General features: G+C 35.3%; 24 protein-coding genes and 1 tRNA gene. 16 read left to right on the top strand and 9 right to left on the bottom strand.

The window, feature by feature from the left end; all coding sequences use genetic code 11:
* Nucleotides 1-199 precede the first annotated feature (199 nt).
* From htpG to ACXAGJ_RS18685, 7 genes are all read left to right on the top strand, one after another.
* On the top strand, nt 200-2,086 hold the full coding sequence (gene htpG, locus ACXAGJ_RS18715) for a molecular chaperone HtpG (protein ID WP_073315267.1): 1,887 nt from the start codon (nt 200-202) through the stop codon (nt 2,084-2,086).
* Between the two features lie 129 nt (nt 2,087-2,215).
* Nucleotides 2,216-3,193 carry a helix-turn-helix domain-containing protein gene (locus tag ACXAGJ_RS18710; RefSeq protein ID WP_474841904.1) on the top strand — a complete coding sequence of 326 codons (978 nt, stop codon included), beginning with the start codon at nt 2,216-2,218 and terminating at the stop codon, nt 3,191-3,193.
* A gap of 89 nt (nt 3,194-3,282) precedes the next feature.
* The gene (locus ACXAGJ_RS18705; protein WP_474841902.1) at nt 3,283-5,607 is read left to right on the top strand and encodes an outer membrane beta-barrel protein; all 2,325 of its coding nucleotides are present in this window, start codon (nt 3,283-3,285) and stop codon (nt 5,605-5,607) included.
* A 108-nt stretch (nt 5,608-5,715) separates the two neighbouring features.
* Nucleotides 5,716-5,949 (top strand): thioredoxin family protein, encoded by a 234-nt coding sequence (locus ACXAGJ_RS18700; RefSeq protein ID WP_474841900.1) that lies wholly within the window; start codon nt 5,716-5,718, stop codon nt 5,947-5,949.
* Nucleotides 5,950-6,026: 77 nt separating this feature from the next.
* On the top strand, nt 6,027-6,749 hold the full coding sequence (locus ACXAGJ_RS18695) for a hypothetical protein (RefSeq protein WP_474841899.1): 723 nt from the start codon (nt 6,027-6,029) through the stop codon (nt 6,747-6,749).
* 7 nt (nt 6,750-6,756) lie between these two features.
* Nucleotides 6,757-7,020 carry a DUF2024 family protein gene (locus ACXAGJ_RS18690; RefSeq protein WP_474841897.1) on the top strand — a complete coding sequence of 88 codons (264 nt, stop codon included), beginning with the start codon at nt 6,757-6,759 and terminating at the stop codon, nt 7,018-7,020.
* 76 nt (nt 7,021-7,096) lie between these two features.
* The gene (locus ACXAGJ_RS18685) at nt 7,097-7,702 is read left to right on the top strand and encodes a MarR family winged helix-turn-helix transcriptional regulator (protein WP_474841895.1); all 606 of its coding nucleotides are present in this window, start codon (nt 7,097-7,099) and stop codon (nt 7,700-7,702) included.
* Nucleotides 7,703-7,758: 56 nt separating this feature from the next.
* Here ACXAGJ_RS18685 and ACXAGJ_RS18680 read toward each other — a convergent pair whose 3' ends face one another.
* Nucleotides 7,759-10,068 carry a S9 family peptidase gene (locus ACXAGJ_RS18680; RefSeq protein ID WP_474841893.1) on the bottom strand — a complete coding sequence of 770 codons (2,310 nt, stop codon included), beginning with the start codon at nt 10,066-10,068 and terminating at the stop codon, nt 7,759-7,761.
* 254 nt (nt 10,069-10,322) lie between these two features.
* On the opposite strand from ACXAGJ_RS18680, the gene ACXAGJ_RS18675 reads away from it, so the two are divergent.
* From ACXAGJ_RS18675 to ACXAGJ_RS18665, 3 genes are all read left to right on the top strand, one after another.
* A complete protein-coding gene (locus ACXAGJ_RS18675; protein WP_474841891.1) occupies nt 10,323-11,177 on the top strand; it encodes a hypothetical protein in 855 nt (284 codons plus the stop codon).
* Nucleotides 11,178-11,319: 142 nt separating this feature from the next.
* On the top strand, nt 11,320-11,667 hold the full coding sequence (locus ACXAGJ_RS18670) for a DoxX family protein (RefSeq protein WP_474841889.1): 348 nt from the start codon (nt 11,320-11,322) through the stop codon (nt 11,665-11,667).
* A gap of 2 nt (nt 11,668-11,669) precedes the next feature.
* Nucleotides 11,670-12,281, top strand: a complete 612-nt coding sequence (locus ACXAGJ_RS18665) for an alpha-ketoglutarate-dependent dioxygenase AlkB family protein (protein WP_474841887.1) — start codon at nt 11,670-11,672, stop codon at nt 12,279-12,281.
* A gap of 84 nt (nt 12,282-12,365) precedes the next feature.
* Here the strand turns inward: ACXAGJ_RS18665 and ACXAGJ_RS18660 are convergent, their stop codons facing one another.
* Complete coding sequence (locus ACXAGJ_RS18660) at nt 12,366-12,779, bottom strand: hypothetical protein (protein ID WP_474841885.1); 414 nt, start codon at nt 12,777-12,779, stop codon at nt 12,366-12,368.
* 203 nt (nt 12,780-12,982) lie between these two features.
* Between ACXAGJ_RS18660 and ACXAGJ_RS18655 the strand changes: the two genes are divergently transcribed.
* Complete coding sequence (locus ACXAGJ_RS18655; RefSeq protein WP_073315277.1) at nt 12,983-13,840, top strand: helix-turn-helix domain-containing protein; 858 nt, start codon at nt 12,983-12,985, stop codon at nt 13,838-13,840.
* A 7-nt stretch (nt 13,841-13,847) separates the two neighbouring features.
* On the opposite strand, the gene ACXAGJ_RS18650 is transcribed toward ACXAGJ_RS18655, so the two are convergent.
* Nucleotides 13,848-14,630 carry a S1/P1 nuclease gene (locus tag ACXAGJ_RS18650; RefSeq protein ID WP_474841883.1) on the bottom strand — a complete coding sequence of 261 codons (783 nt, stop codon included), beginning with the start codon at nt 14,628-14,630 and terminating at the stop codon, nt 13,848-13,850.
* Between the two features lie 161 nt (nt 14,631-14,791).
* On the opposite strand from ACXAGJ_RS18650, the gene ACXAGJ_RS18645 reads away from it, so the two are divergent.
* The 5 genes from ACXAGJ_RS18645 (at nt 14,792) to ACXAGJ_RS18625 (ending at nt 20,729) form a co-directional block, all read left to right on the top strand.
* Nucleotides 14,792-15,718: an alpha/beta hydrolase gene (locus tag ACXAGJ_RS18645; RefSeq protein ID WP_474841881.1), complete on the top strand. Its 927-nt coding sequence runs from the start codon at nt 14,792-14,794 to the stop codon at nt 15,716-15,718.
* A gap of 43 nt (nt 15,719-15,761) precedes the next feature.
* Nucleotides 15,762-16,568, top strand: coding sequence for a Cof-type HAD-IIB family hydrolase (locus tag ACXAGJ_RS18640; RefSeq protein WP_474841879.1), 807 nt, complete (start codon nt 15,762-15,764; stop codon nt 16,566-16,568).
* 2 nt (nt 16,569-16,570) lie between these two features.
* A complete protein-coding gene (locus tag ACXAGJ_RS18635; protein WP_474841877.1) occupies nt 16,571-18,472 on the top strand; it encodes a M61 family metallopeptidase in 1,902 nt (633 codons plus the stop codon).
* 79 nt (nt 18,473-18,551) lie between these two features.
* Nucleotides 18,552-19,856 carry a DUF819 family protein gene (locus ACXAGJ_RS18630; RefSeq protein ID WP_474841875.1) on the top strand — a complete coding sequence of 435 codons (1,305 nt, stop codon included), beginning with the start codon at nt 18,552-18,554 and terminating at the stop codon, nt 19,854-19,856.
* A gap of 126 nt (nt 19,857-19,982) precedes the next feature.
* On the top strand, nt 19,983-20,729 hold the full coding sequence (locus ACXAGJ_RS18625) for a DUF4369 domain-containing protein (protein WP_474841873.1): 747 nt from the start codon (nt 19,983-19,985) through the stop codon (nt 20,727-20,729).
* Between the two features lie 53 nt (nt 20,730-20,782).
* Here ACXAGJ_RS18625 and ACXAGJ_RS18620 read toward each other — a convergent pair.
* The 6 genes from ACXAGJ_RS18620 to ACXAGJ_RS18595 all read right to left on the bottom strand — a co-directional run.
* Nucleotides 20,783-20,856: transfer RNA gene (locus tag ACXAGJ_RS18620), tRNA-Thr, on the bottom strand.
* Between the two features lie 58 nt (nt 20,857-20,914).
* Nucleotides 20,915-21,181, bottom strand: coding sequence for a hypothetical protein (locus ACXAGJ_RS18615; protein WP_073315282.1), 267 nt, complete (start codon nt 21,179-21,181; stop codon nt 20,915-20,917).
* A gap of 39 nt (nt 21,182-21,220) precedes the next feature.
* Complete coding sequence (locus ACXAGJ_RS18610; protein ID WP_474841871.1) at nt 21,221-21,682, bottom strand: peroxiredoxin; 462 nt, start codon at nt 21,680-21,682, stop codon at nt 21,221-21,223.
* Between the two features lies 1 nt (nt 21,683).
* On the bottom strand, nt 21,684-22,094 hold the full coding sequence (locus tag ACXAGJ_RS18605; RefSeq protein WP_474841870.1) for a 6-pyruvoyl trahydropterin synthase family protein: 411 nt from the start codon (nt 22,092-22,094) through the stop codon (nt 21,684-21,686).
* Nucleotides 22,091-22,612, bottom strand: a complete 522-nt coding sequence (gene idi / locus ACXAGJ_RS18600; RefSeq protein ID WP_474841868.1) for an isopentenyl-diphosphate Delta-isomerase — start codon at nt 22,610-22,612, stop codon at nt 22,091-22,093. The genes ACXAGJ_RS18605 and idi overlap by 4 nt, the downstream gene beginning before the upstream one ends.
* A gap of 222 nt (nt 22,613-22,834) precedes the next feature.
* On the bottom strand, nt 22,835-24,543 hold a 1,709-nt coding region (locus ACXAGJ_RS18595; RefSeq protein WP_474841866.1), incomplete at its 5' end, for an OmpA family protein.

The following is a 24,543-nucleotide window of genomic DNA, read 5'->3' as shown; positions in this document are numbered from 1 at the left end:
TAAACAAAAAAATTGTTAAAGTTGTTTCATAAAAAATGAAACTTTATTGCTTGGGATAGTTTAGTCTATAAACCTCTTTAAACATTACATCTGCATTCATAAAAATGTATTAATGTCAGTTTGTCAGCAAATCAGAATTGGTATTTTTTTTGAAACAAGGTTATTCCAATAAGGACAATAAATTTAAAATCATATAACAATGACAACAGGAAATATTAATGTATCGGTTGAGAATATTTTTCCGCTGATTAAAAAATTCTTGTATTCAGATCATGAAATTTTCTTAAGAGAATTAATTTCTAATGCAACCGACGCTACATTAAAACTTAAGCATCTTACCAGCATTGGTGAAGCCAGTGTAGAATATGGAAATCCACTTATAGAGGTAAAAGTCGATAAAGAGAATAATCTTTTACGTATCATAGACCAAGGTATTGGGATGACTGCTGAAGAGGTGCAGAAATACATCAACGAAGTAGCTTTTTCTGGTGCCGAGGAGTTTCTTGAAAAATATAAAGACAGTGCCAAGGATGCTGGAATCATAGGTCATTTTGGTCTTGGTTTTTACTCTGCGTTTATGGTAGCAACCAAGGTTGAAATCATTACCAAGTCTTATAAGGATGAACCTGCTGCACATTGGATCTGTGATGGATCTCCTACCTACAGTCTTGAAGCTCATGACAAAACAGAAAGAGGTACCGAGATTGTTCTGCACATTGGTGAAGAAGATGCCGAATTTCTTGAAGAAAGTAGAATTAGAGAGCTATTGGTTAAGTATAACAAGTTTATGCCAGTACCGATTAAGTTTGGTACTAAAACTGAGACTTTACCAAAACCAGAAGATGCAAAAGAGGAAGATCCGGCTCCTACGCAAGAAGTAGACAATATCATTAACAATCCTAATCCTGCCTGGACGAAACAACCTGCAGATTTACAGGATGAAGATTATAAAGGTTTTTATAGAGAACTGTACCCAATGCAGTTTGAAGAGCCATTATTTAATATCCACCTTAATGTAGATTATCCTTTTAACCTTACCGGAATTTTATATTTCCCAAAACTGGGACAGGATATGAATATGCAAAAGGATAGAATTCAATTATACCAAAATCAAGTTTTTGTGACTGATAATGTAGAAGGTATAGTTCCTGAATTTTTGACTATGCTTCGTGGTGTAATCGATTCTCCTGACATTCCTTTGAATGTATCAAGATCCTATTTACAAGCTGATGGAAATGTAAAAAAGATATCAAGCTATATCACCAGAAAAGTTGCTGATAAGTTAAACTCGATGTTTAAAAACAATCGTGAGGATTTTGAGCAAAAATGGAATGATATTAAGATTGTTATTGAATACGGAATGCTTTCTGAAGAAAAATTCTTCGAAAAAGCAGATAAGTTTGCACTTTATCCTACTGTAGATGAAACATATTTCACTTTTGAAGAGCTACAGGAAAAAATTAAAGACAATCAAACTGACAAAGACAATAAGTTGGTTGTACTCTATGCTTCTAATAAAGATGAGCAGCATGCTTATATTGCTGCTGCAAAAGACAAAGGATATGAAGTACTGTTGCTAGACTCTCCTATCGTTTCTCACTTGATTCAGAAATTAGAAACTAGCAAAGAAAACATCTCATTTGTACGTGTGGATTCGGATCATGTAGACAATCTTATCAAAAAGGATGAAGAAACTATTTCTAAACTTTCAGATGAAGAAAAAGAAGTATTAAAAACAGATCTTGAAAAGGTAATTCCTGCAGAAAAATATACGGTACAGTTAGAAGCTATGGATAGCAACGCTGCTCCGTTTATGATTACGCAGCCAGAGTTTATGCGTCGTATGAAAGAGATGCAGCAAACCGGTGGTGGAGGAATGTTTGGTATGGGTAATATGCCAGAGATGTACAATTTGATTGTAAATACGAACCACGAGTTGGTTGGGCAAATTGCCAGTACTAAAACTGATAAGAAAAAAGAACGTTTGATCAAGCAATCTTTGGATTTGGCAAGATTATCTCAAAACTTGCTGAAGGGTGAAGAATTGACAGCCTTTATCAATCGTAGCTTTGAAATGATAAAATAAGAGTGTATATACTTCTCAAATTACACCGCTTCATACTATAATGAAGCGGTTTTTTTGTGCCTCCTCTTTTGAAATCAACCCTAAATATTTTACATTCGTAACAATCACATCAATGAAAAAATGAGAGCTTTGCAGTACTTTTTTCTTTTCACATTGTTATTCCAGATCCATACGTTTGGTCAAACTCCTGTTTCGGGGTACCTTAACATTGATCAGCCCGAAAAATGGGAAAACAAAGTCACATTAAGCAGAATAGATCTTAGTGACCAAGACAGTGATTATCACGCTACACCAATTGCCACAGCGAGCATTACCGAAGAAGGTTTCTTTGCCTTTGACCAAGAGCATTTTGAAAATCATGCACAACTGTATAAGCTACAACTTCAACCTTTATCAGATAAAGAGAAAAAAAAGCTTTCCGAAAAAATAAAAAACTACCAATTATTTATTGTTTCAAAAAAAGATACAGTATCATTTCATAAAAGCGCCAAGTATTTTGACAAGTACACTACCACTAGCAAAGCAGATTTGGAATGGCAAAAACTAAAAAAGTTCAATGCGCGATTCGAAAACTTGACTTCTGATTTTGATACCAAACAATATTTAATAGAAACCAAAGGGTATGTAAAAGATTCTTTACAGATACTTCTGGTAAAACTCATTGGTATCAAAGCCCTTGATGATCAAAATTTATTGGAGAAGGATATCAAAAAGAATCCCAAATACTACGTAGATCTTTTACAAGAATTAAAATCCAGTGAACTTGATCCTGCCACCTATCTGTATCTGGAAAACAAACTGCATTTAATCACCAAAGAATTGACCACTCAAAAATATCAGGTTAGTCTTTGGGCAAATGCTGTAGCAGTTTTAATCATTGGGATACTCATTGGTGGTATCTTCTACATGAAGAACAAACGAAATGTTCGTCAAATCCCGCTGAGCAAACAAGAACAAATTGTAAAAGACCTCATCCAATCTGGAAAAAGCAACAAAGAAATTGCCAACGAACTATTTGTAAGCATAAGCACGGTAAAAACGCATATCTCCAACATTTACAGCAAACTAAATATTGCTAATCGCCAGGAATTGTTATCCAAAAGATAAAATCATACCGGTACTAGTACCATAATCCGCTCTTAAAAATTAAAGGAAGCGTTGTTTTCTAATGTTATTTGTTTTCAGAAAACAAAAACATGCAAAAAACAATCTTCACCCTATTATCATTATTGCTTTGGGTATCCTCTTATGCTCAAGAAACCTATACCCTATCCGGAACAATTTCAGATCAAAATGGCACCCCCGTAATTGCAGGAGATGTGATATTAAAAGACAACACTACTCAGGAGATCATCATTTTTACTTTTGTGGATAACGGTATGTTTATTTTTAACCCCATTGTCGAAGGTCGTTACTTGTTATCAATTTCCTGTTTGGGATATGACACCAAAACTATAGAGATTCTATTAAATGAAGACAAAAAGATTTCCTTGCAATTATCAAAGGCTTTAGTTGATCTTGATGAAGTTACCATAAACAGTACAAAAAATACGTTTAGTTTTAAAGAAGGGAACCTAAGTGTGAACGTAGAAAATTCTATTCTGGAATCCCTACCTTCTACGACCGCTCTTTTTTCAAAACTACCGGGTATTCAAATAAGTCCAAATCAGGAATCGTTATCCATTATAGGTAGAGGTACCCCATTATTGTATATGGATAATCAGAGAATCGATTTTGATCAATTAAAATCTATAGCTGTTGGAGATATCAAATCGGTAGAGATTATTGACAATCCTCCTGCCAAATATGAGGCTGAAGGCAGAACGGTAATCTTGATCACTAGAAAACGAAACAAAAAAGAAGGCTACAAAATTGATCTTTCAGAAACGGCTTCTTTCAAAAGGAGGTTTAGTAATTATTTGCAGCTACGTTCAAGTTTTAAACAAAAAAAGCTAGAGCTACAAACCAATATCAATTACAATCAAATCGGTTTTTGGGAAAACTCCGGATCCAGATTAGAAGTCCCTGAACAAAATATCATATCCGATTATAATGCCAAAGCAATTGGCCCCAGACCTCAATTTATTTTTGGTGGTGGTTTTTTCTATGAATTGAATAAGAGTGATTACTTCTCTGGAAGAATCAATTACAGAACACAGCGTGATCGATTTCCCATTCTTACCAACACCTTTTTACAAATCGGTCAAACAGAAGATTTCATCATATCGGAAAGCTTAAATAATGCCCCACGAAGCTTTTTGACTTCGAATATCAACTACAATAAAAAACTGGATGCAAAACGTAATTTGTTTTTTGGTATTCAGTACTCTGATTATTCGAGAGACTTAGAGAGCAGCATATTCAATAATGTGAATCAAAATGGTTTTGAACTATCTCAAAACAGGGATCAGACCTACGATATTGCTGTTCTTGCATCAAGAATAGATTTTGAAAATGAAATCAATAAACAAATTAAAGTTGAAGTTGGTGGTTCCGTTTCTTTAAGTAAAGCCAAGGCCTTTTCTGACTTTGAATTCGTAGACACTAATCAACGTCTGGTCACTGTTTATGATTACAATGAAGATACTTATGCTTCCTATGCCCAATTATCAGGTAAAGTAAACAAGATTGGCTATAACGCAGGATTGAGAGTAGAAACTAATGTGGTAAAAGGAGGTTTTAGAAACGAGGAAGATCTATTGGTGGATAGAACACAAACTCAGTTATTCCCAAAGGCTAGAGTTAATATTCCTATAGACAGTACAAAATCATTAAATTTTGCTTACAACAAAACGATCAATAGACCGGGTTACCTCAATGCAAGTTCGATAAGTACATTTATTAATCCTTTGGTAGAATTTACCAGAAATGTAAACCTACGTCCTACCATCACACAAGAGCTCTCTACCAATTTTATCACTAAAAAATCCAATCTTAGTTTTCGTTATTTCCATACAGAGTACCCCATATTTTTTAGTTCTGTCTATAATGAAGAAGAAGACCGTATTGTCTCCTCTCCACAAAACTTTGAGCAAGAAACCGGGTATAGCATTCAATTTCAAAATACACAGCGCTACAAAATGATCACCTCAACCAATATCGTAAGTCTAAACTACTCCAAAATAAAAGACCCACTTGCCATACAACAAAAAACCAGACCCTATCTATATTACTATTCTAACAACGAATTTAAAATCAAACCCCAAACCACCTTGGGTGTTAACTTCTGGGGGCTATCCAAAAGATACCAAGGAATTTTTGAAAGAAATGCATTAATTGTTGTGGGGGCATCTTTTGCAACTACCATATATCAAAAACTACAACTGTCTATTAATGCTAATGACATTTTCAGAAATATGAATTTTGAAGATCTATATACTGCCAATCAAATCCAGGCCAAGGATACCTTCTTTGTGAATGCTCAGGAGCTTTCATTCTCTTTACAGTACTCTTTTGGTAAGACGAAAAAGTCATCCTTCAAAAATAAAGATGTAGACGACAACCTCAACAGAATTCGATAATTTTCATCTACTCTATTGATTAATCATGTTAAAAAAAGTAAAAATATTTTTTTAGTTAGGATTCCTTACTATATTTGTATCGAATTAATAAACGAAAAAAATAACATTATGAGTAAATCAATTTTTTATCATGCTGGTTGCCCGGTATGTGTTAGCGCCGAACAAGATCTTGTACACCTTATTGGTAACGAAAACGTAGAAATTGTTCATTTGGGAGAAGACCAGTCACAAATAGCTACTGCCGAAAAAGCAGGTGTACAATCTGTACCTGCATTGTTAACTCCAAACGGAAATGTATTGCACATCAACTTTGGAGCTGCTATAGCCGATGTAAAGGCTTAATTTTTTTCATGATTATAGTTAGGATTCCTTATTAAAAAGAATCCTAACTATATATGTAACCTTTAAATATCAAAGTAATGAAACTATTATCCTTAAGTATACTTTTAATCCTATCGAATGTTTTATACGCATGCGATGATTGTAAAAAGTACAATAATGACGATCTCAAAATAACGGAAGCTTCTGTTATTCATAGCGAAGAAATTTCTAGCACTATTTGGGAAATTACAGTATCAGGAAATGCGGGTAAAACCACTCCTACTCCTGCCGGACAATTGCATGGTGCGCCTGTTCTGGGATATGTATTCCCCACCACCTTACAACCCTCCGATGTAGGTTTTAGTGCAACCGATGGTATTGTAGCGTTGGCCCTAACCTCACATCCAGATTTTGACGATACTCCACTGTGGGATGAAAACACAGATAGTATATATGACAATGATGGAATCGTATGGCATCCTCATTGGGTGGTACTACATCAGGATAAGCGCGTAGAAGGAGGATTAGCTGTAAAACAATTTGACAAAAATGACACCTCTGTGAAGCTACCTCCTACTAATCCCGGCATGCCCATGTACATGGACTCTCCAGGATTTCAGGTTACTACCAAAGGAAATAAGATTAAAGTGGTCATTCCTGATTATAGAATGAATCACAAAACCGATTTTAAGTTTGACGCAGTAGCTGCATATATGCAAGTAAATACTGAAAAAAAAAATAAACCTATGCTAGGGGTATATGAAGTATACAGTGTGCTCAGTAAAGACCTTTCACTCCCCTATCAAGTAACATTAAAATAAGATAACTATGGAAATAGCCGTTTGGGACACCTATGTACAAAGAAACGATGGAGCTGTGATGCACTTTGATATTTTGGTATCGGATACCTTAACAGATGAAGAAAAAATATTTGAGTTTGGTCGAACCTACTTAAGAACAAAATCTTTTGAAACTGGTAGCTTAACCTCAAAAGAATGTAGGTTTTGTCATATTGCTGTAGCTTCCGAAGAAATGATAGCACAGATCGAAACGAAAGGATATTATATCCTGGAAATGGAAAACTGTAATTAATAATCTCCAAAATAATTAGGATCACTAACTTTGCCAATAAGAAATTTGTGTTTCTTGTTGGTGAAGTTGCAAACATATGGATAAAAGCATTTTTGATATTACTTTTCAGAATACCGACACGGTTTCCAAAATTGTTGTGGGTTTAGAACGCATTTCGGAAGCGTTTAGAGCGTTACTTTGGGAGTACGCCAAGACCATTGGCCTAAGTCCCATTCAAATACAAATTCTAATTTTTATTGCCTATCACAAGGAACATTTATGCACGGTTAGTCATTTGGCAAAAGAGTTTAACTTAACCAAGCCTACGATAAGCGATGCGGTAAAAGCTCTCGAAAAAAAAGGGATGATTAGCAAACATAAAACCTTGGTTGATAGCAGAAGTTATTTTATAGCATTGACAGAAGAGGGAAAAAAAACAGTTTCGGCTACAGAACATTTTGCAAACCCTATTCGAACTCAGGTAGCTCAATTTGATCAAGAAAAGCAAGAATCTCTATTATCTACCATAAATACTTTGATCTATAAACTAAATAGAACGGGTATTTTATCTGTTCAACGTACTTGTTTTGGTTGTAAGTTTTATCAAAAAAATAAAGAAGATCACTATTGCAATCTGATCAAAACTACGCTCTCTGATAAAGATATTCGTCTGGACTGTCCAGAATTTGAAGAAAATGCATAAAAAAAGCCCCCTGACCCAAGTTACAGGAGGCTTTTCACTCAAAATTAAGACTAAATTTATCCCTTTACAGGCTTTGTTTGTTCTTTTTTCAAATGTTTTGCATAGAATCCCATCATTGCTTTATACATCGCAATAGAGTTTTCTTCTTTTCCGAAACCATGTCCTTCATCATATCTAACCATATAAGGTACATCATATCCTTTATCACGTAAGGCTTTTACGATCTGATCTGATTCATCGATATTTACTCTTGGATCATTGGCTCCTTGTACCACAAACAATGGCTTCTTGATTTTACCAATTTGATACACAGGAGATACTTCTTCCATGATGGCTTTTTCTTCAGCTACATCTTCGTCATACCAAATTTCTTTGATAATCTTTAAATAAGGCTTCCAGTAAGGAGGAATCGTTTTCATAAAGGTAAATAAGTTTGAAACCCCTACGTAGTCTACACCGCAAGTATATAAATCAGGAGTTTTGGTCAATCCTCTTAGCACAGCATATCCTCCATGGCTTCCACCATAAATCGCTACTCTATCCTTATCTACCCATCCTTGCTCGATTACATATTTTAATCCGTCCTCTACATCATCCATCGCTTTTCTACCAATTTGCTTAAATCCAGACTCCAAAAACTTTCTTCCATATCCACCTGAGATTCTAAAGTTCACCTGAAGTGTTGCATATCCTCTACTGGCAAATAATTGAGCTTCTGGATTAAATCCCCAAGAATCGCGGATTCCTTGTGGTCCTCCATGTGGATTTACTACCAAAGGCACTTTCTTACCTTGTAAGGCTTCTTTTGGCAAAGTGATATATCCATGAATGGTAAGCCCGTCTCTACTAGTAAAAGTAATCGGTCTCATCTCTGCCATATCATTCTCTTTAAGTTGTGGCATCAAATTATACAACAACTTGAACTCTTCGGTTTTGGTGTCATAAGAATAATATACTCCGTATAACTTATCACTTTGTAAGAAGATTAGATACTTATCTTCTTCGTCTGTCTTATCTGCAATCCTATACTGGTGATCCGGGAACTTTGCTGTAATTTTTGCATGTAGTTTCTTGTAGTAATCACTAACCGCAACTACTACTCTTTTCTCACCTTGATAAGAGAAATAATCTAATTCGTATCCTCTTTTTCTAGAAACTGAAAGGTTAGACACATCATACTTATCGTTGGAGAATATCTTTTTGATCACCTTATCTTCTTTCAAGTCATATAGATAAATTTCAGACTTGTCAGAATCCAAATTAGATACGATATACGCATCATGCGGATTATCTGTTGAATAGTCAAAGTTTAAGATCGAAAACGTATCTTTCCAGTTTAATTGCTTAATGATTTCGTAGCTCCCTTCATTTTTTGCATAGTAGAAATCAAAATTCACTCCGTCACGAATCTTGGCATACCCTTTTAAATTTCCATCCTTATCAAAATTGTATCCAGCAATAGGATTAGCAGCATCTTCATTTTTAAACAACTGTTTGATTTCTCCTGTTACAATATTGATCTTGTAAGGTTCAAAAATCTGTTTGTTGTTTTTGTTCATCGAAATGATCATATGATCTTCATCTTCTCTTAACCCTTCCAAAATATTTACCTGTACACCTTCATAAGGAGTCAGCTCTTTTTGATCAGATCCGTCGATATTGGCTGCAAACAAATGATAATCTTCATTACCACCTTTATCCATTACATATACCAGACGACCGTTGTTGGCCCAACCATATCCTCTGATTAACTCTTCTTTCTCTTCAATAACACGAGTTACTTTGCCCGAAGCAATCTCTTTTACGTATACATGGTTCTTTTTGTTCTCGTCCTTTTCTCTATACGAAAGGTATTTCCCATTTGGAGAGAAACGAAACGTTCTGGCTTTTGGTTTTGCAAAATAATCCTCTACAGAATACCCGTAGGCTCCCTTATCCAGGTCTGCCAACTTTATTAATTCTGCATCAGAGGTAACCAATTCTGGATTACCAGGGATTGTTTTTTCAGATTTTTCCATTTCTAAGGGTAATTCCATTCCGCCTTGATAAAAAGTTCCTTTTAATTTTTGTGGTGCTACTGCTGCTACATACTTGATACCAGCCTTTTTGAATACTAATGTTAATTGCTCATTTTCTAATAGTACTTTATCCATCGGAAGTCCCGTAGCTCCTTGAGAAGGACTATCCATGGTAGCTGCCAAAGCCCCATCCTTTTTTTCGATGTGAAATGCCAAAGGTATTTCGGCTCCTTGTACAGATAATTTACCTTTCCAGGTTCCTGTGACTTCTTGCGCTTGTATCGGCACAAAAGACAAGCATAAAAGCACTAAAAACGTGCTCCAAACTGTAGATGATTTTGTTCTCATATTGATTGATTTATAAAGAAAAATGTGTGTTTCTAATACCATAAGTACTTATCATTTAGAATTTGTTACATTCTATTTACTTTTTAACATAAAACTTACCAATTACTAAATATCAAAAAGTCCAACACTTCAAATCACCCTTAAACTTCTATCATATATACTTAGAATATTATGGAGTGTTACATTTTTCCCAAATATTACTGTTCATTTTTTGGTTTTAGTACTTTTACTCGAGTAACACAAATTAACTATCTATGAAAAAATTATATATGTTGGTGGTTGCCCTTATTCTTATAAGTTGTAATCAAACCAAAAAAGAAGAAACCAATACTGACCAATCTTCAGAAACTCAAAAAGAAGCTATCCCGGTTGAACCCAACGAAGGTATTGGGGATGGAGCAGTTTCCATTACCGATAGTTTTATCGGCAGCATTGAAAAAGCACATAAAAAAAGTGATTTCCTAAAGCATAAAGCCATCAGTTTTAATATCAACATCATCTTTGGTGGTAAGGAGCATCTGGATGGAAAGATTACTATGCTCACCAATTCTACAAAAATCAGAATTGACAAAAAAGATGAGACGAAGCTTATTTATAATGGTGAAAAAGTATTTTTATGCCCTGAAGATGCTACTGCCGGAGGAGCAAGGTTTGATATGTTTACCTGGACCTATTTCTTTGGGTTACCTTATAAGTTAAACGATCCCGGTACCCAATGGGAATTAAAAAATGATATGCCCTTGGACGGGGTTGATCATCATACTGCCAAACTAACTTTTAAACCAGGGACAGGAGATGCTCCAAAAGATTGGTATGTCATCTATTCGGATACTGAAAAGAATACGCTAAAAGCTGCAGCGTATATCGTTACTTTTGGAAGTGGAGATGATATTTCCAAAGCTGAAGAAGATCCGCATGCCATACAATATAAAAACTTCGAAATGGTAGAAGGAATACCTTTTGCCACCTACTGGGAATTTTATGGATGGCAGGAAGATAAAGGGATGACTCAAAAGCTTGGTGAGGCCACCATTACAGATATCACTTTCCTTGAAGATGAAGGTGCCATCTTTGAGACTCCTGATAATTCGAAAGAAATTTCCTTGTAATTTCTACAACTCGAGATACGATCTAGTCCCTTTGCCATTAGTATGCGAAGGGGTTTTTCATTTTATGTCCATACCTATATTTAGTAAATTAATTTTGTAGTATCTTTTACCTTTAATCCTAATTAACACTTAATTTTAAATAATGAGTTGGCATTTATACGTACTTTCTTTCATATTTATAATAGCAGGAATTTTTCATTTTATCAGACCCAAAGCTTTTATGAGAATAATGCCACTTTACATACCCTATCATAAATTTTGGGTGTACCTCAGCGGTGTTTTTGAAATTTTAGCAGGTGTAGGGTTAATTTTTGAGAATACCCGAATATTTTCTTTATTGTTAATCATCATTATGCTAGTTCTTTTTTTTCCGGTGCATGTCCATATGTTGATCAATAAAAAAGCAGGACTTAATCTTCCGAAATGGGTGTTGATTCTTAGATTGCTTTTACAATTTGCCCTTATCTACTGGGTGTATCAATATGTATAAAAATGGAACCATTACTTTTTCCCAATAACTCGGATCCAATACAATTAGATATGAAAGATGCAGATGTGTGGTACTATCCTGCTTTTTTCACCGATGAGGAGTCTTCTCATTTTTATGACCAACTTACCAAGACCATAGCCTGGCAACAAGATCCCATTACTATTTTCGGGAAAACCTATATGCAACCCAGGCTCACCGCTCTTTATGCCGATAATACAAAGCCGTATCGATATTCAAATATCACCATGCATCCAAAAGCTTTTACTCCAGAATTGTTATCAATAAAAAATAGTATCGAAAACACTTGCGATACTGAATTCACCACCTGTCTATTAAATCTATATCGAGATGGGAGCGATAGTAATGGTTGGCATGCAGATAATGAAAAAGAGCTAGGACAACATCCAGTAATTGCATCTGTCACTTTTGGTGAGGAGCGTTGGTTTCATTTCAAACACAGATATGACAAAAATCTAAAACTAAAAGTAAAATTGCAACACGGTAGTCTATTAGTTATGCAGGGGGCAACTCAAGAAAATTGGCTGCATCAAATTCCTAAAACAAAAAAAAAGATTTCTTCTCGGATCAATTTGACCTTTAGAGTGATAAAGTAAAACCCCTACCAGGGGGCGGCAAGGGCTTTGAATCAAACAAAAATCAATTTATGAAAAAATCCTATCTGTAGGGATTGTCTTTTACTATGTTAACCTATAAAAATCTTCAGTGTAATCTTTTGACCTTAGGTCATAATTATCCTTCTTCAACAACACCAATGACACCAAACAACAAAGCAAGTGGATAAATGCACAACTTTCTCTACCTGCATCCCAAAGAAATAGGGTAAAAAAAGCAAACAATACCACCGATATTTTTAATACATGTTTGGTAAACATTCCTAATACCAAGAAAAAGCCAATTACAAACTCTTCAAAAGGAACCAGAGGAGCCAACGCTTCCAACACCTTATTATCAAACAAAGAAACTGAACCGAAGTAGCCATCCAGTCGATCTAGATACCCCGAATACTTGATAACATTATAAGTGCTATACACGACCAAAAAAGCACCGAAAGCGATCCTGGTAAAGTGATATAAATAAATTTTGAGTTTCATGTGAAGGTGTTTAAAAAAACGGAGGACAAAATTACTAGAAAGGGGTTCATAATCTCTTGTACTTTTTGCTAAATAACTTGTACAAAAATCATCTAACTACCTCTTTATCAACAAAATCAAATGGTTTCGTTGAAATTTACTTGTAAAAAATAAATGTTAAAATATTGATTTTATTTTGTAACTTTAGATATAAAAAGTTGTTTATGAACCGCTATACATTGCATGAAACCTTTGTGGTACACCAATATTCTATCGATGAATGGGAAGCGGAACCTCACAATCATAATTATTTCGAAATAATTTTTGTTGAACAAGGAAATGGGTATCATACCATTAATGATGTCAGGTTTCCATATAGAGAAAATGATATTTTCCTATTGGCTCCAGAAGACACACATCACTTTGAAATCGAAAGTCATACCAAGTTCACTTATTTTAAGTTCACTGAACTTTTATTTTCTAGTAAGGTTAATCTCCCCGACAGGAAGTATTGGTTACAACGTATAGAACAATTGCTACACCATCCAAATATTATTCCTGGGGATGTGATCTGCCATGAAGAAGATCGAAGTATCGTTTGGGACATTCATAATTTGGTATTGGAAGAATTCAAAAATGAAAAGATTTACTATCAGGAAATCATCTCCAACGCAATCAGTACCATATTAAGTATCATTGTCCGTAATATTTCCGAAAAGTACAATTCAAACAAAAGAGAGATTACTGTTAATCATTCGAAAATAGATCAAATACTAAGTCATATCCGGCAACATGTATATGATAATGATCTTACCAAAATCAATTTTTTGGCGAACAAGTTCAACATGTCTCAAAGTTCAATTAGTACATATTTCAAAAGAAAAACAGGAGAATCTATCCATCAATATGTGACCAAGTATAAAATGAAATTGGTTGAATACCGATTACAACATACTGAGTTTACCATTGCAGAGATTGCCTACCAATTAGGATATACCGATGAGAGTCACTTAACAAAAACTTTTAAAAAGCATTTTGCAATGTCTCCCAAACAGTATCGTAAAGAATTGGCGTTAAGCTGATCTCGACTTATCCAAAAATTTCATTGAGTACTACCGCAAGTCGGATTCCTCCCTTTTGCAATTGAGCATGCAGCGTAGGAAAATAATAGTACATATATCTGTATCCGAGCTTTTCACCCACATTAGCAGAAGCATACACTTTTTTGGCTAAATCCTGAGATTCCTGAATCCAATCCAAAACGGTACCTTTTTTGATTTCCTGAATTTGCTGATCAGAAAATAAGGTAGCGTTCTTAGACAATTCTGTATAACTCATACCAAAATGATTGATCATATTACTATCCCACACCCGGTGTAAATTTGATCCATCTTTGAACCACCTTACCTGGATATCATTACCTCCTTTATCTTCTCCTCTACCGACATGCAGAGGTTGATGCAAATCCCCAACAAAATGCACCAGCATTTTTAAATAGAACTCCTTATCCTCTATCGATGAAGCATCATTTTTTAACACTTCCACACATTTTTGTATTCCTTGTACCAGGTCCCCGTATTCGCTTGGCGTTTCTTCTCCATATTTTTTATCAAAAGGAAAATTCACATAATGCCAAGGACTGTATTCTTTGTATTTTGCATCACTTTTAATATCGTCAGCAAAAGTAGACACCATAGCTAGGCTTTGCCCCTTCAATATTTTCGCAATATTACGTTTTGCTTTTTTGGTAAGATAATTGCTCGCTATTTCTCCAGTCGCCCTATGACCGGTTTTACCCCAATCGTCTTTTGCGGTAATTGTAATTGAAGAAATACATAATATGATAAGTACAAGCTTATTTTTCAGATTCATGTTTCAATATTTTGCGGCAAAGATAAAAAAAGGGTATGTTAGTGATTCGTTAAAATATGACTAGGGTTAAACCGTGCATTGTAGGTTGTTTTATTTTGTACATCAAAATATGATGAAGTATTTAACGTTTGCTATATAAATCTAAAGATACTACCCCAGATATGAAGTCAAAGTTTATACTTATTTTTTCATTATTCATTTGTATTTGTTCTGCTCAGGAAAAAGAGTATAATTCAGCCATCGTAAAGGTCAATAGGTATGTTGAAGGTTCTTTAGTTACACCATATTCCGACAAAAAATCCCCTCTTCTCATCTTTATTATGGATGCGGGGCCCATCAATAGAGACGGCAACGACCGAATGTCTAAGAATGATACCTTCAAAAAACTAGCCTACGATTTAGCCAAGTCAGGAATTGCAACATTTAGATACGACAAGAGGCTTTTTAAGATGGAAAGTCTGGGTATCAAGGAGCATGAAATATCTTTTGATCATTTTGTCGAGGATGCAAAGTCAATAATTGATTACTTCAAAAGAAATGATGCCTATACCAAGGTAATGGTAGTTGGTCATGGTCAGGGCTCATTAATTGGAATGATCGCTGCAAAAGAAAGAGCAGATGGTTTTATTTCTATCGCTGGAAATGCGGATCCTCTGGACGAAGTAATTGTGGAGCAAATCGCCAAACAAGCTCCTGGATTAGAGAAAAATGCTGCAGTTGCATTTCGACAATTGCTGGAAAACGGAAGAGCTGTTGGATATGATCCGGCATTAGAGTCTATTTTCAGATATGATTTACAACCCTTTATCAAATCGTGGATGAAATACGATCCTAAACAAGAAATAGCAGCTTTGGATATTCCTATTCTGATTGTACATGGAGATAAAGACATACAAGTTGAGCTTTCCCAATCTGAAAAACTTAAAGAGGCTTCACCCCAAGCCACCTATGCTATTATTTCGAATATGAATCATATCCTAAAGGAAATAAAGGGGGATCGTCTCGAAAGTTACAAATCTTACAACGAAGCCTGGAGAAAAATTATGCCCGAAGTTCTAAACAGTATCGTTAAATTTGTAAAAGAATAATTATTATCTTAATTTGGATCAACCCAAATCTCAACCACTGCTAATGCCAAATCGCATTGTATTTTCTGACATTGATGGAACTTTATTAAATCCAGAAAGAGAGCTTTCATCGTTCACCATTTCCGAAGTTCAAAGAATAAAGAATCAAATCCCGGTAATTTTAATTTCCTCTAGGATGCCCAGTGCAATGACTCATTTGCAAAATGAGCTTGGTATTGTCGATCAACCACTAATCTGTTATAACGGAGGATTAATTTTGGTAGATCAACAACCCATACATTCTACAGTAATCCCTGTAGATATTATCGAAAAACTAAATATCTTCAACGCTAGCACCAAAGTGCATCTTAGCCTTTATTATGAGGATGAATGGTATGTTCCTGAAATGGATTTTTGGGCAAACAGAGAGGCGAGTAATACCAAAGTAGTACCTCAAGTGAAATCCACTTCGAGAGTTATTGATACCTGGAGAGATGGTAATAAAGGAGCTCATAAAATTATGTGCATGGGAGAAGAACCAATGATTGATAAGGTTTTCAACTATTTAAATAGTACCTTTGGTAACCATTTACATCTCTATAGATCCAAGCCAACCTATATAGAAATAGCCCACAAAAGCATTTCTAAATTGACTGCCATTGAAATGTTATTAGATACGCATTTCGATATTCCGATTTCTGATGCGGTAGCTTTTGGTGATAATTATAATGATATGGAAATGCTAAAGGCAGTAGGCACAGGTGTAGCCGTTGCCAATGCCAAAAAAGAGGTGCTACAAATTGCAGATACAGTAACTCTGGCTGGAAAAGAAGATGGTGTAGCCACCTATATTAAGAATAACATTTTATAATTGTGAAGAAGAACTATAGATTTATACCTATCCTTGTATTAACAATACTATGCGTTATTGTTTTACCTGGGTGTAAATCGGCCGAATCTTCTTCTACAGCAATCAAACATTATTCACCCATCAATGCTTCAATCGATCTTTATGAAATTATCGATGATAAGGTAAAAATAGAAATCAGGACCGAAAGTATAGATGCCGATACCATAAGTTATTTCTTACCCAAGATCGTTCCCGGCACCTATCAAAATAACAATTATGGTAAGTATATCGAAAGTTTTGAAGCTTTTGATAAAGAAGGAAAATCCTTATCTGTTCAAAAAGTTGGGCATAACCAATGGAAAATCAATAACGTTCGGCAACTAGCAAAAATCACATATCTGGTCAACGATACCTTTGATATAGAAAATACACACGAAATATTCTCTCCCACCGGAACGAATATAGATCAGGACAAAAATTTCATTCTCAACTTGTATGCTTTTGTCGGGTATTTTTCTGAGATGAAAGAAACCGAGTATCGTCTGTTTATAAAACATCCTGTTCATTTAGAAGCTTCAACCTCTGCCACAGAAGTTGAACCTAGAGATTCTTCAGAAAATATCAATTTCAACGTTGACTACTTTATTTTTAATAGATATGCCGATGTAGCAGATACTCCTATTATGTATTCTGTCCCCGATCGGGTTACCTTTACTGCAAATGGAATTGAAATATTATTAAGCATCTACTCCCCTAATAAAATACACAAAGCATCGCGTTTTACGGAGCAAATGGAGCGTATGATTAGAGCTCAAAGTAATTTCCTTGGAAACATTAATACCACAAAAAAATATAGCATCTTATTATACCTATCGACTACCAAACCAAACGATGCTTCTGGTTTTGGGGCTTTGGAACACGACACCTCTACCGTAGTGGTCTTGCCAGAATCGCTCACAAGGGCAAAATTAACTGAATCCCTAATTAATGTCGTTTCTCATGAGTTTTTTCATATTGTAACTCCGTTAAGTATTCAATCCAAAGAGATCCATTTCTTCGATTATAACCAGCCAAAAATGTCAAAACATTTATGGTTGTATGAAGGAACTACCGAGTATTTTTCAATCATCTTTCAAATTACACAAGGACTTATCGGGCAAGAAGAATTTATGGAAATACTGTTGGAAAAAATTGAAATTTCAAAACAGTTTGATGATTCCTGGTCTTTTACCGAAATGAGTAAAAACATCTTAAAGGAGCCTTACCGACAGAATTATCGCAATGTGTATGAAAAAGGAGCTTTGATTTCTATGTGTATTGATATTTTGATGCGAGAAAAGAGCGATGGGCTTTACGGAATTGTAGACCTTATTCACAATCTATCTCAGGAATATGGCAGTCAAAATCCTTTTGATGATGATGAACTGATCCCGACAATTCGCGAGTTTTCTTATCCTGAAGTAGGCGATTTCTTAGAAAATCATGTCGTTAATAATACCCCTATCGATTATAATTACTATTTGAACAAAGTGGGTATTCAATTTGGCGAAAAGACAGTAAACTCTTCCTATTTTATAGATGGGCAACAACCACTAGTAAAAGCCTCTGAAGATAGTAATGAGATTATTTTTGAATCTAACACTAAGTATAACAATTTCTTGAAAAACTTAGGTATACAAGGTGGTGATGTACTGCTGAGTATCAATGATAAAAAATATCAAGTAAAGAACATTTATGATCTTTTTGGAGATTCTAATCAATGGAAATTGGGCGACACTGTTATTTTTGAAATTAAACGAGGAACAGAAAAAATGACTTTACAGACCGAGGTCATCAAGCCCACTATACAAAAAACCATTCTTGAGCAAATTCCTGATGCTTCAGAACAGCAAATAAAATTATTAAAGAGCTGGATCAACGACTAATAATTTTTCGTAAAATGCAGTTTGAGCTTTTATAAAATAGTGTATTTTGTGGGCTATTATCAAAAATTACACTTCTCCAATGGAAAATTCTCCTTTTTTTACTGATGACACCATAGTTTTCGGAATTTTGATGCTTTGTTTAGGTTTGGTATTTTATACTTCATCGATCGACAAAGGTTTCTGGAAATCTTTCTACAAAATAGTACCAGGAGTTTTACTTTGCTATTTATTACCCGCCATTTTTAACTCGGTTGGGCTTATTTCTCCTCACTGGAGTGAACTAAATGCAGATGGTGAATTGGTAGAAAAATCTTCAAATGTATATTTTATCGCAAGTAGATATCTTTTACCAGCTTCATTGGTGTTAATGACCTTAAGTATCGACTTAAAAGGAATTTTTAATCTCGGGCCTAAAGCACTTATCATGTTTTTGACTGGTACTCTAGGAATTGTTATCGGTGGACCAGTTGCTATCTTGTTAATTTCTCTGGTATCCCCAGAAACTGTTGGAGGTGCTGGGTTTGATGCCGTATGGAGAGGATTATCTACTCTTGCAGGGAGCTGGATTGGTGGAGGTGCAAATCAGGCAGCTATGTTAGAAATCTATCAATATAATCCCGACAAATATGGTGGGATGGTTTTGGTAGACATTGTAGTTGCCAATGTTTGGATGGCTCTATTATTAATCGGAATCGGAAAAAGCGACAAAATAGATCGCTGGTTAAAAGCTGATAACACAGCCATAGAATCGCTAAAGGAAAAAGTATCCACTTATGCCGACAGCATCACTAGAAATCCATCGCTTACAGATTACATTGTCATGCTAGCTATTGCTTTTACCGCAGTAGGATTATCTCATTGGGGTGCCGACGGAATGTCTAAAATGTTATCCAATAACTTTGAAATTTTTAACGATAAAAGCTCTGCACTATCCTCTTTTACTTCCAAATTTTTCTGGATGGTAACCATTGCAACCGTTATAGGAATTACCTTATCCTATACCAAAGCCAAAAAATATGAAGGTGCTGGTGCCAGTAAATTAGGAAGTATTTTTATTTATATACTGGTTGCTACTATCGGAATGAAAATGGATCTGGGGATGATTTTTGAAAACCCAGGATTAATAGCCATTGGTTTGGTCTGGATGTCTATTCATGCCCTATTATTGATTTTTGTTGCCAAAATAATCAAAGCGCCTTATTTCTTTTTAGCTGTAGGTAGCCAGGCTAATGTTGGTGGTGCTGCTTCTGCTCCCGTAGTTGCGGCCGCTTTTCACCCTTCATTAACTACTGTTGGAGTGCTATTAGCGGTTTTTGGGTATGTCGTAGGTACATATGGGGCTATTTTATGTACTATATTGATGGAAATCGCGTCAAAAGGATAAACATACAAAGTACTTAAAACTCCCTCTAAAAAGATAGAGCATTGAAGACTGAAAAGGGAATAAGCCCTATTTATTTCAAATAAAATCTGCATCTTTGTAACCCATTTAATTGAATATTTTGAACGCATGAAAAGAATTCCTTTTTTATTAATTACAGTACTATTATTAACCTATTGCAGCTCTCCTAAAAAAGAGGGAAATGTTGTTATTTCTGGAAACATTGATGGGTTAAAAAAAGGGACATTATATCTGCAAAAGATTAAAGACACTTTATTGGTGAATGTAGATTCGGTAGTTATTGAAGGAAACTCAGAATTTGTAATGCAGTCTAATGTAGAAGAACCAGAAATACACTACTTATATTTGGATAAAGATGATGGTACTCAGTACAACGATCGTATTGACTTCTTTGCAGAACCAGGAGAAATAGTGATCAAAACTACACTACAAGACTTTGAAACTGATGTGAAAATAACTGGTGGAAAAAACCAGGAAAAATATCAAGAGTACAAGAAAATGCTGGAACGTTTTAATCAACGTAACCTTCGGCTAATGAAGGAAGATTTTGAGGCTACCAAACAAAAAGATGATGAAAAGTTGATGGAAAACGATGAGGCTTACAAAAAGCTTTTACGTCAAAAGTATCTGTACACCATTAATTTTGCGGTTTACAATAAAAAATTAGAAGTAGCACCCTATGTTACCCTTAGCGAGATCTATGACGCTAACATTAAGTATTTGGACACTGTGGCAAAATCTCTTAGCCCAAGGGTAAAAAAATCTTTGTACGGTAAACAACTTATAGCCTATGTAGAAAAGCGAAAGAAACAGCAAGAAGAAGCTGAAAAGACCATAGATTCGCTAAATCAGTAAAAAATATCACCAAAAGAAAAAGCCCTAAACAATGTTTAGAGCTTTTTTTATTGAGCCGATAGAGGGACTCGAACCCACGACCTGCTGATTACAAATCAGCTGCTCTAGCCAGCTGAGCTATATCGGCAAAAGCGGTTGCAAATATAATTGCTCTAATGATATTTGCAAATACTTTTTCAAAAAAATTATAATGAATTTACTTTATCCAATAATCCTTTTGCTGTTTTTTCTAAGTCTTCTCGAATCGCTTTAAAATGCTTTGAAGCATTCTCCACTTTTTTATCATTCATTCTTTCTATAAAACCGTCAAAAGAAGCTATAGCTTCATCAATAATAGCTTCTCCTGCCTTATTATCCTTTCCTGGGTTTTCTAATTCCCAAGCATATACTTCTTCGATAATATCTCCTAATACGTAATTGATATCTTTTTTGAGATCTCTCTTATTTGCCATAATTATATCTGTTTTATGATGTAAAATTACGATTTTCGATCAAATCGTAGTCAATTCTTTTACTTTATCCATTGCTTTCCCCAAGTGTTTTGAGGCATTCATACTATTAAATTTTAAACGTACCACACCCTCTTTATCGATTACGAAAGTTTCTCTGCCCGGCAACAACCCCAATAATTCAGACTTGACTCCAAATAACTTTCTTAGTTTTCCATTGGCATCTGATAAAAAAGTGAATGGTAAACGGTATTTGTTTTTGAATTTGGTATGAGAAGAAACACTATCTGAACTTATCCCGATTACCTCGGCTCCCATACTTTTAAAATCTTCGTAACTATCCCTAAAAGCGCAAGCTTCTTTGGTACAACCCGGCGTGAAGTTTTTGGGATAAAAAAAGAATACTACAGGCTTTCCTCCAATCAAATCGGTGCTGCTTATTAGTTCTCCTGAATCGTCTTTTGCCGTAAACACTGGTATTTTATCTCCTATTTCTAACGCCATGTTATTGTCCTGTATAAATCACAAAATTACGAGGAGTTTCATATAGTGTTATTTCCAAATCAAACTTCTCATCTATTTTTTTACGTAGTCGGTTCCAAATAACGACTGCAATATTCTCTACAGTAGGATTTAGCGAAGCAAATTCTTCAACCTCTTCATTCAAGTTTTTATGATCCATATAATCCTCAACTTCAGATTTAATATGATCCTTCAAAATTTTGAGATCAATGAGATACCCCGTTTCCGGATCAATTTCTCCAATAACTCCAACCACTAGCTCATAGTTATGACCATGGTATCTTGGATTATTACATTTTCCAAATACTTCCTGGTTTTTTTCAGCGCTCCAATCCTTACGATATAGCCTATGTGCTGCATTAAAATGAGCTTTTCTGCATGCTTTAATTCTCATAATGTAATATGCGAATAAAATTTATCAAATATAATCTTAAACCACTCTGTATAAGTTTCAGGACGCATCATAATGTCATTTTTGACATCCTCTACAGGCATCCATTTCCAATCTGCAACTTCTTCAGAATTAATTACGGGATCCTTTTCGTATTCACCAATAAGTACGTGATCGTACTCATGCTCTGTCAATCCATTATCAAAGGGAGCTTTATAGATAAAAGACACAGAGTCACGTAGTGGAGTGACAAACCCCATTTCCTCTTGTAATCTTCGGGTGCCTGCTTCTATATTTGTTTCTCCTTCTCTTTGGTGACTACAACATGTATTGGTCCATAATCCTGGAGAGTGGTATTTATGATGAGCTCTTTGCTGAAGCATCAATTCGTTTTTGCTATTTAGAACAAATACCGAAAAGGCTCTATGAAGTAATGCTTTTTCATGCGCCTCTAGCTTAGGCATCAATCCAATTTGCTCATCATTTTCGTTGACCAAAATGACTTTTTCTTCTTCTTTCATTAATTTTTTTGTTGTGTCAAAATTACAAAATCATAGTAGTATTTGTTTTATGAATAAGAAGGTTTTAACACTGAATCGCTTTCTAACCTCATAATGAACTTATTACCAAAAAACGCCCTACTATTATGAACGTTATTCTTTCAATATAGTACAATTAACTTAAAACAAAAAAGCACCTTAACGAATAAGGTGCCTTTTGTAACTCTTTTTGGGTTATCGTTTTTATTTCAAAATAATAAACTCACTTCTTCTGTTGAGTTGATATTGATCTTTGGTACATTTGCTATCATTACCGCAGTCATTAACCGGTTCGGTTTCTCCATATCCTTTGCCACTCAAACGATCTGCAGAAATACCTTTGCCGATCATATAATCAACCGTAGACTTGGCTCTCTTCTCGGATAAGTACAAGTTGTAATCATCATTACCATGACTATCCGTATGTGAGCGTACCTCTATCTTCATTTGTGGATATTGAGCCATCACCTCGATCACTTTGGCCAATTCTATCTTAGCATCTTCTCTGATATAAGATTGATCAAAATCAAAATAGATCGGTTTTAAGGACAATACTTTGGCCAGATCATCCCCAACTCCTGCTGATTTGATCTTCTTCTCTAATGCTAAAGGAACATCAAGGGTCTGTTTGGTATCTGGGGTAGTAACCAGCTTTTCTGTGGTGGTGTATTCCTCTTTCTCGGCTCTTACAAAGTATTTGGTACTGCATTCCAACTCATCGGTAGTATACTTCCCGTCTTCGCCTACTTCTACACTTTCGATCAAGTTGTTGGCACTGTCATAAACCGATACCTTTACTCCTGTAAGTGGCTCGTTGGTATCTTTGTCTGTCACTAATCCGGCTATAACAATCTTACAAAACTTACGCAGGTCTTCTAACTGTAAAAAGCTGTAGATATCATCACTACCTATCCCTCCTGCTCGGTTCGAAGAAAAATAACCTCGTTTGGATTCATCATCTACGATAAAAGCAAAATCATCCTTGGGACTGTTGACCGGCTTACCGATATTAACCACCAAAGCTTCTTCTTCGGTCTGTGGGTTTAAACGAGTTACAAAAACATCTAACCCTCCTAATCCTAAATGTCCATTTGATGCAAAATAAAGATCATTATTCTTACTGATGAATGGGAAGGTCTCCTTTCCTTCAGTATTGATCGTATCTCCTAAGTTCTTTGGCTCTCCAAAACTACCATCTCCATTGATGGCTACACTATAGATATCCGACAATCCTTTACCTCCCGGCATATCGGATGAAAAATACAAGGTCTGTTCATCTATACTCAAAGCCGGATGGGCTGTAGAGTATTCATCACTGTTAAAGGATAAACTCTGTGGAGTAGTCCATCCTCCCTGACTGTTCTTATACGATCGGTAGATCTTTAACTTATTGGTTCCCTTCTTGTCCTTACCGTACTTACGTTTTACGTAGTTGTTTCTGGTAAAATATACCGTACTCCCATCTTTGGTAAAGATCGGGGTAGACTCATGAAACTCTGAGTTGATCGTACCGTTAAATTTCTTGATCTCGGATAACTCTCCATTGGTAGGATCATATTCTGCCTGAAACAAATCCAAAAAGGCCTCATTATTCCATTGATGTACTGTCTTTTTAAATATCAAGGTATCTCTGGAGGAAGCAAAAACTACAAAACGATCATAAAAGGCAGTACCAAAATCCGTAAACGAGGAATTGATAGAAGAGTTCTCTATATCAAATCTACCTGATTGAAAATCAATCCTTTCTAAGTAATTAGGTTGATCTCCAAATAGTTTAACTCGATTATCATCATTGGCCAGCTCGGTAAACTTCTTCATGTACACATCGGCCTGATCATATTGCTCGGCAGCTTTTAAGGTCTGAGCATATCGAAAATAATACTCCGCCTCTGCCTCACTACTGTAATCATCAA

The organism is Aquimarina sp. AWH4_224 (assembly GCF_056160245.1).
The sequence above is the reverse complement of the archived record's forward strand: the minus strand, read 5'-3'. Positions and strand labels throughout refer to the sequence as shown.

Coding starts and splice junctions, on each gene's coding strand:
- ACXAGJ_RS18625 (WP_474841873.1), top strand. CDS start 19,983: ATGAAAAGAATTCCTTTTTTATTAATTACAGTACTATTATTAACCTAT.
- ACXAGJ_RS18655 (WP_073315277.1), top strand. CDS start 12,983: ATGAACCGCTATACATTGCATGAAACCTTTGTGGTACACCAATATTCT.
- ACXAGJ_RS18695 (WP_474841899.1), top strand. CDS start 6,027: ATGAAACTATTATCCTTAAGTATACTTTTAATCCTATCGAATGTTTTA.
- htpG (WP_073315267.1), top strand. CDS start 200: ATGACAACAGGAAATATTAATGTATCGGTTGAGAATATTTTTCCGCTG.
- ACXAGJ_RS18680 (WP_474841893.1), bottom strand. CDS start 10,068: ATGAGAACAAAATCATCTACAGTTTGGAGCACGTTTTTAGTGCTTTTA.
- ACXAGJ_RS18610 (WP_474841871.1), bottom strand. CDS start 21,682: ATGGCGTTAGAAATAGGAGATAAAATACCAGTGTTTACGGCAAAAGAC.
- ACXAGJ_RS18665 (WP_474841887.1), top strand. CDS start 11,670: ATGGAACCATTACTTTTTCCCAATAACTCGGATCCAATACAATTAGAT.
- ACXAGJ_RS18675 (WP_474841891.1), top strand. CDS start 10,323: ATGAAAAAATTATATATGTTGGTGGTTGCCCTTATTCTTATAAGTTGT.
- ACXAGJ_RS18630 (WP_474841875.1), top strand. CDS start 18,552: ATGGAAAATTCTCCTTTTTTTACTGATGACACCATAGTTTTCGGAATT.
- ACXAGJ_RS18645 (WP_474841881.1), top strand. CDS start 14,792: ATGAAGTCAAAGTTTATACTTATTTTTTCATTATTCATTTGTATTTGT.
- ACXAGJ_RS18615 (WP_073315282.1), bottom strand. CDS start 21,181: ATGGCAAATAAGAGAGATCTCAAAAAAGATATCAATTACGTATTAGGA.
- ACXAGJ_RS18685 (WP_474841895.1), top strand. CDS start 7,097: ATGGATAAAAGCATTTTTGATATTACTTTTCAGAATACCGACACGGTT.
- ACXAGJ_RS18650 (WP_474841883.1), bottom strand. CDS start 14,630: ATGAATCTGAAAAATAAGCTTGTACTTATCATATTATGTATTTCTTCA.
- ACXAGJ_RS18640 (WP_474841879.1), top strand. CDS start 15,762: ATGCCAAATCGCATTGTATTTTCTGACATTGATGGAACTTTATTAAAT.
- ACXAGJ_RS18705 (WP_474841902.1), top strand. CDS start 3,283: ATGCAAAAAACAATCTTCACCCTATTATCATTATTGCTTTGGGTATCC.
- ACXAGJ_RS18605 (WP_474841870.1), bottom strand. CDS start 22,094: ATGAGAATTAAAGCATGCAGAAAAGCTCATTTTAATGCAGCACATAGG.
- ACXAGJ_RS18670 (WP_474841889.1), top strand. CDS start 11,320: ATGAGTTGGCATTTATACGTACTTTCTTTCATATTTATAATAGCAGGA.
- idi (WP_474841868.1), bottom strand. CDS start 22,612: ATGAAAGAAGAAGAAAAAGTCATTTTGGTCAACGAAAATGATGAGCAA.
- ACXAGJ_RS18690 (WP_474841897.1), top strand. CDS start 6,757: ATGGAAATAGCCGTTTGGGACACCTATGTACAAAGAAACGATGGAGCT.
- ACXAGJ_RS18660 (WP_474841885.1), bottom strand. CDS start 12,779: ATGAAACTCAAAATTTATTTATATCACTTTACCAGGATCGCTTTCGGT.
- ACXAGJ_RS18700 (WP_474841900.1), top strand. CDS start 5,716: ATGAGTAAATCAATTTTTTATCATGCTGGTTGCCCGGTATGTGTTAGC.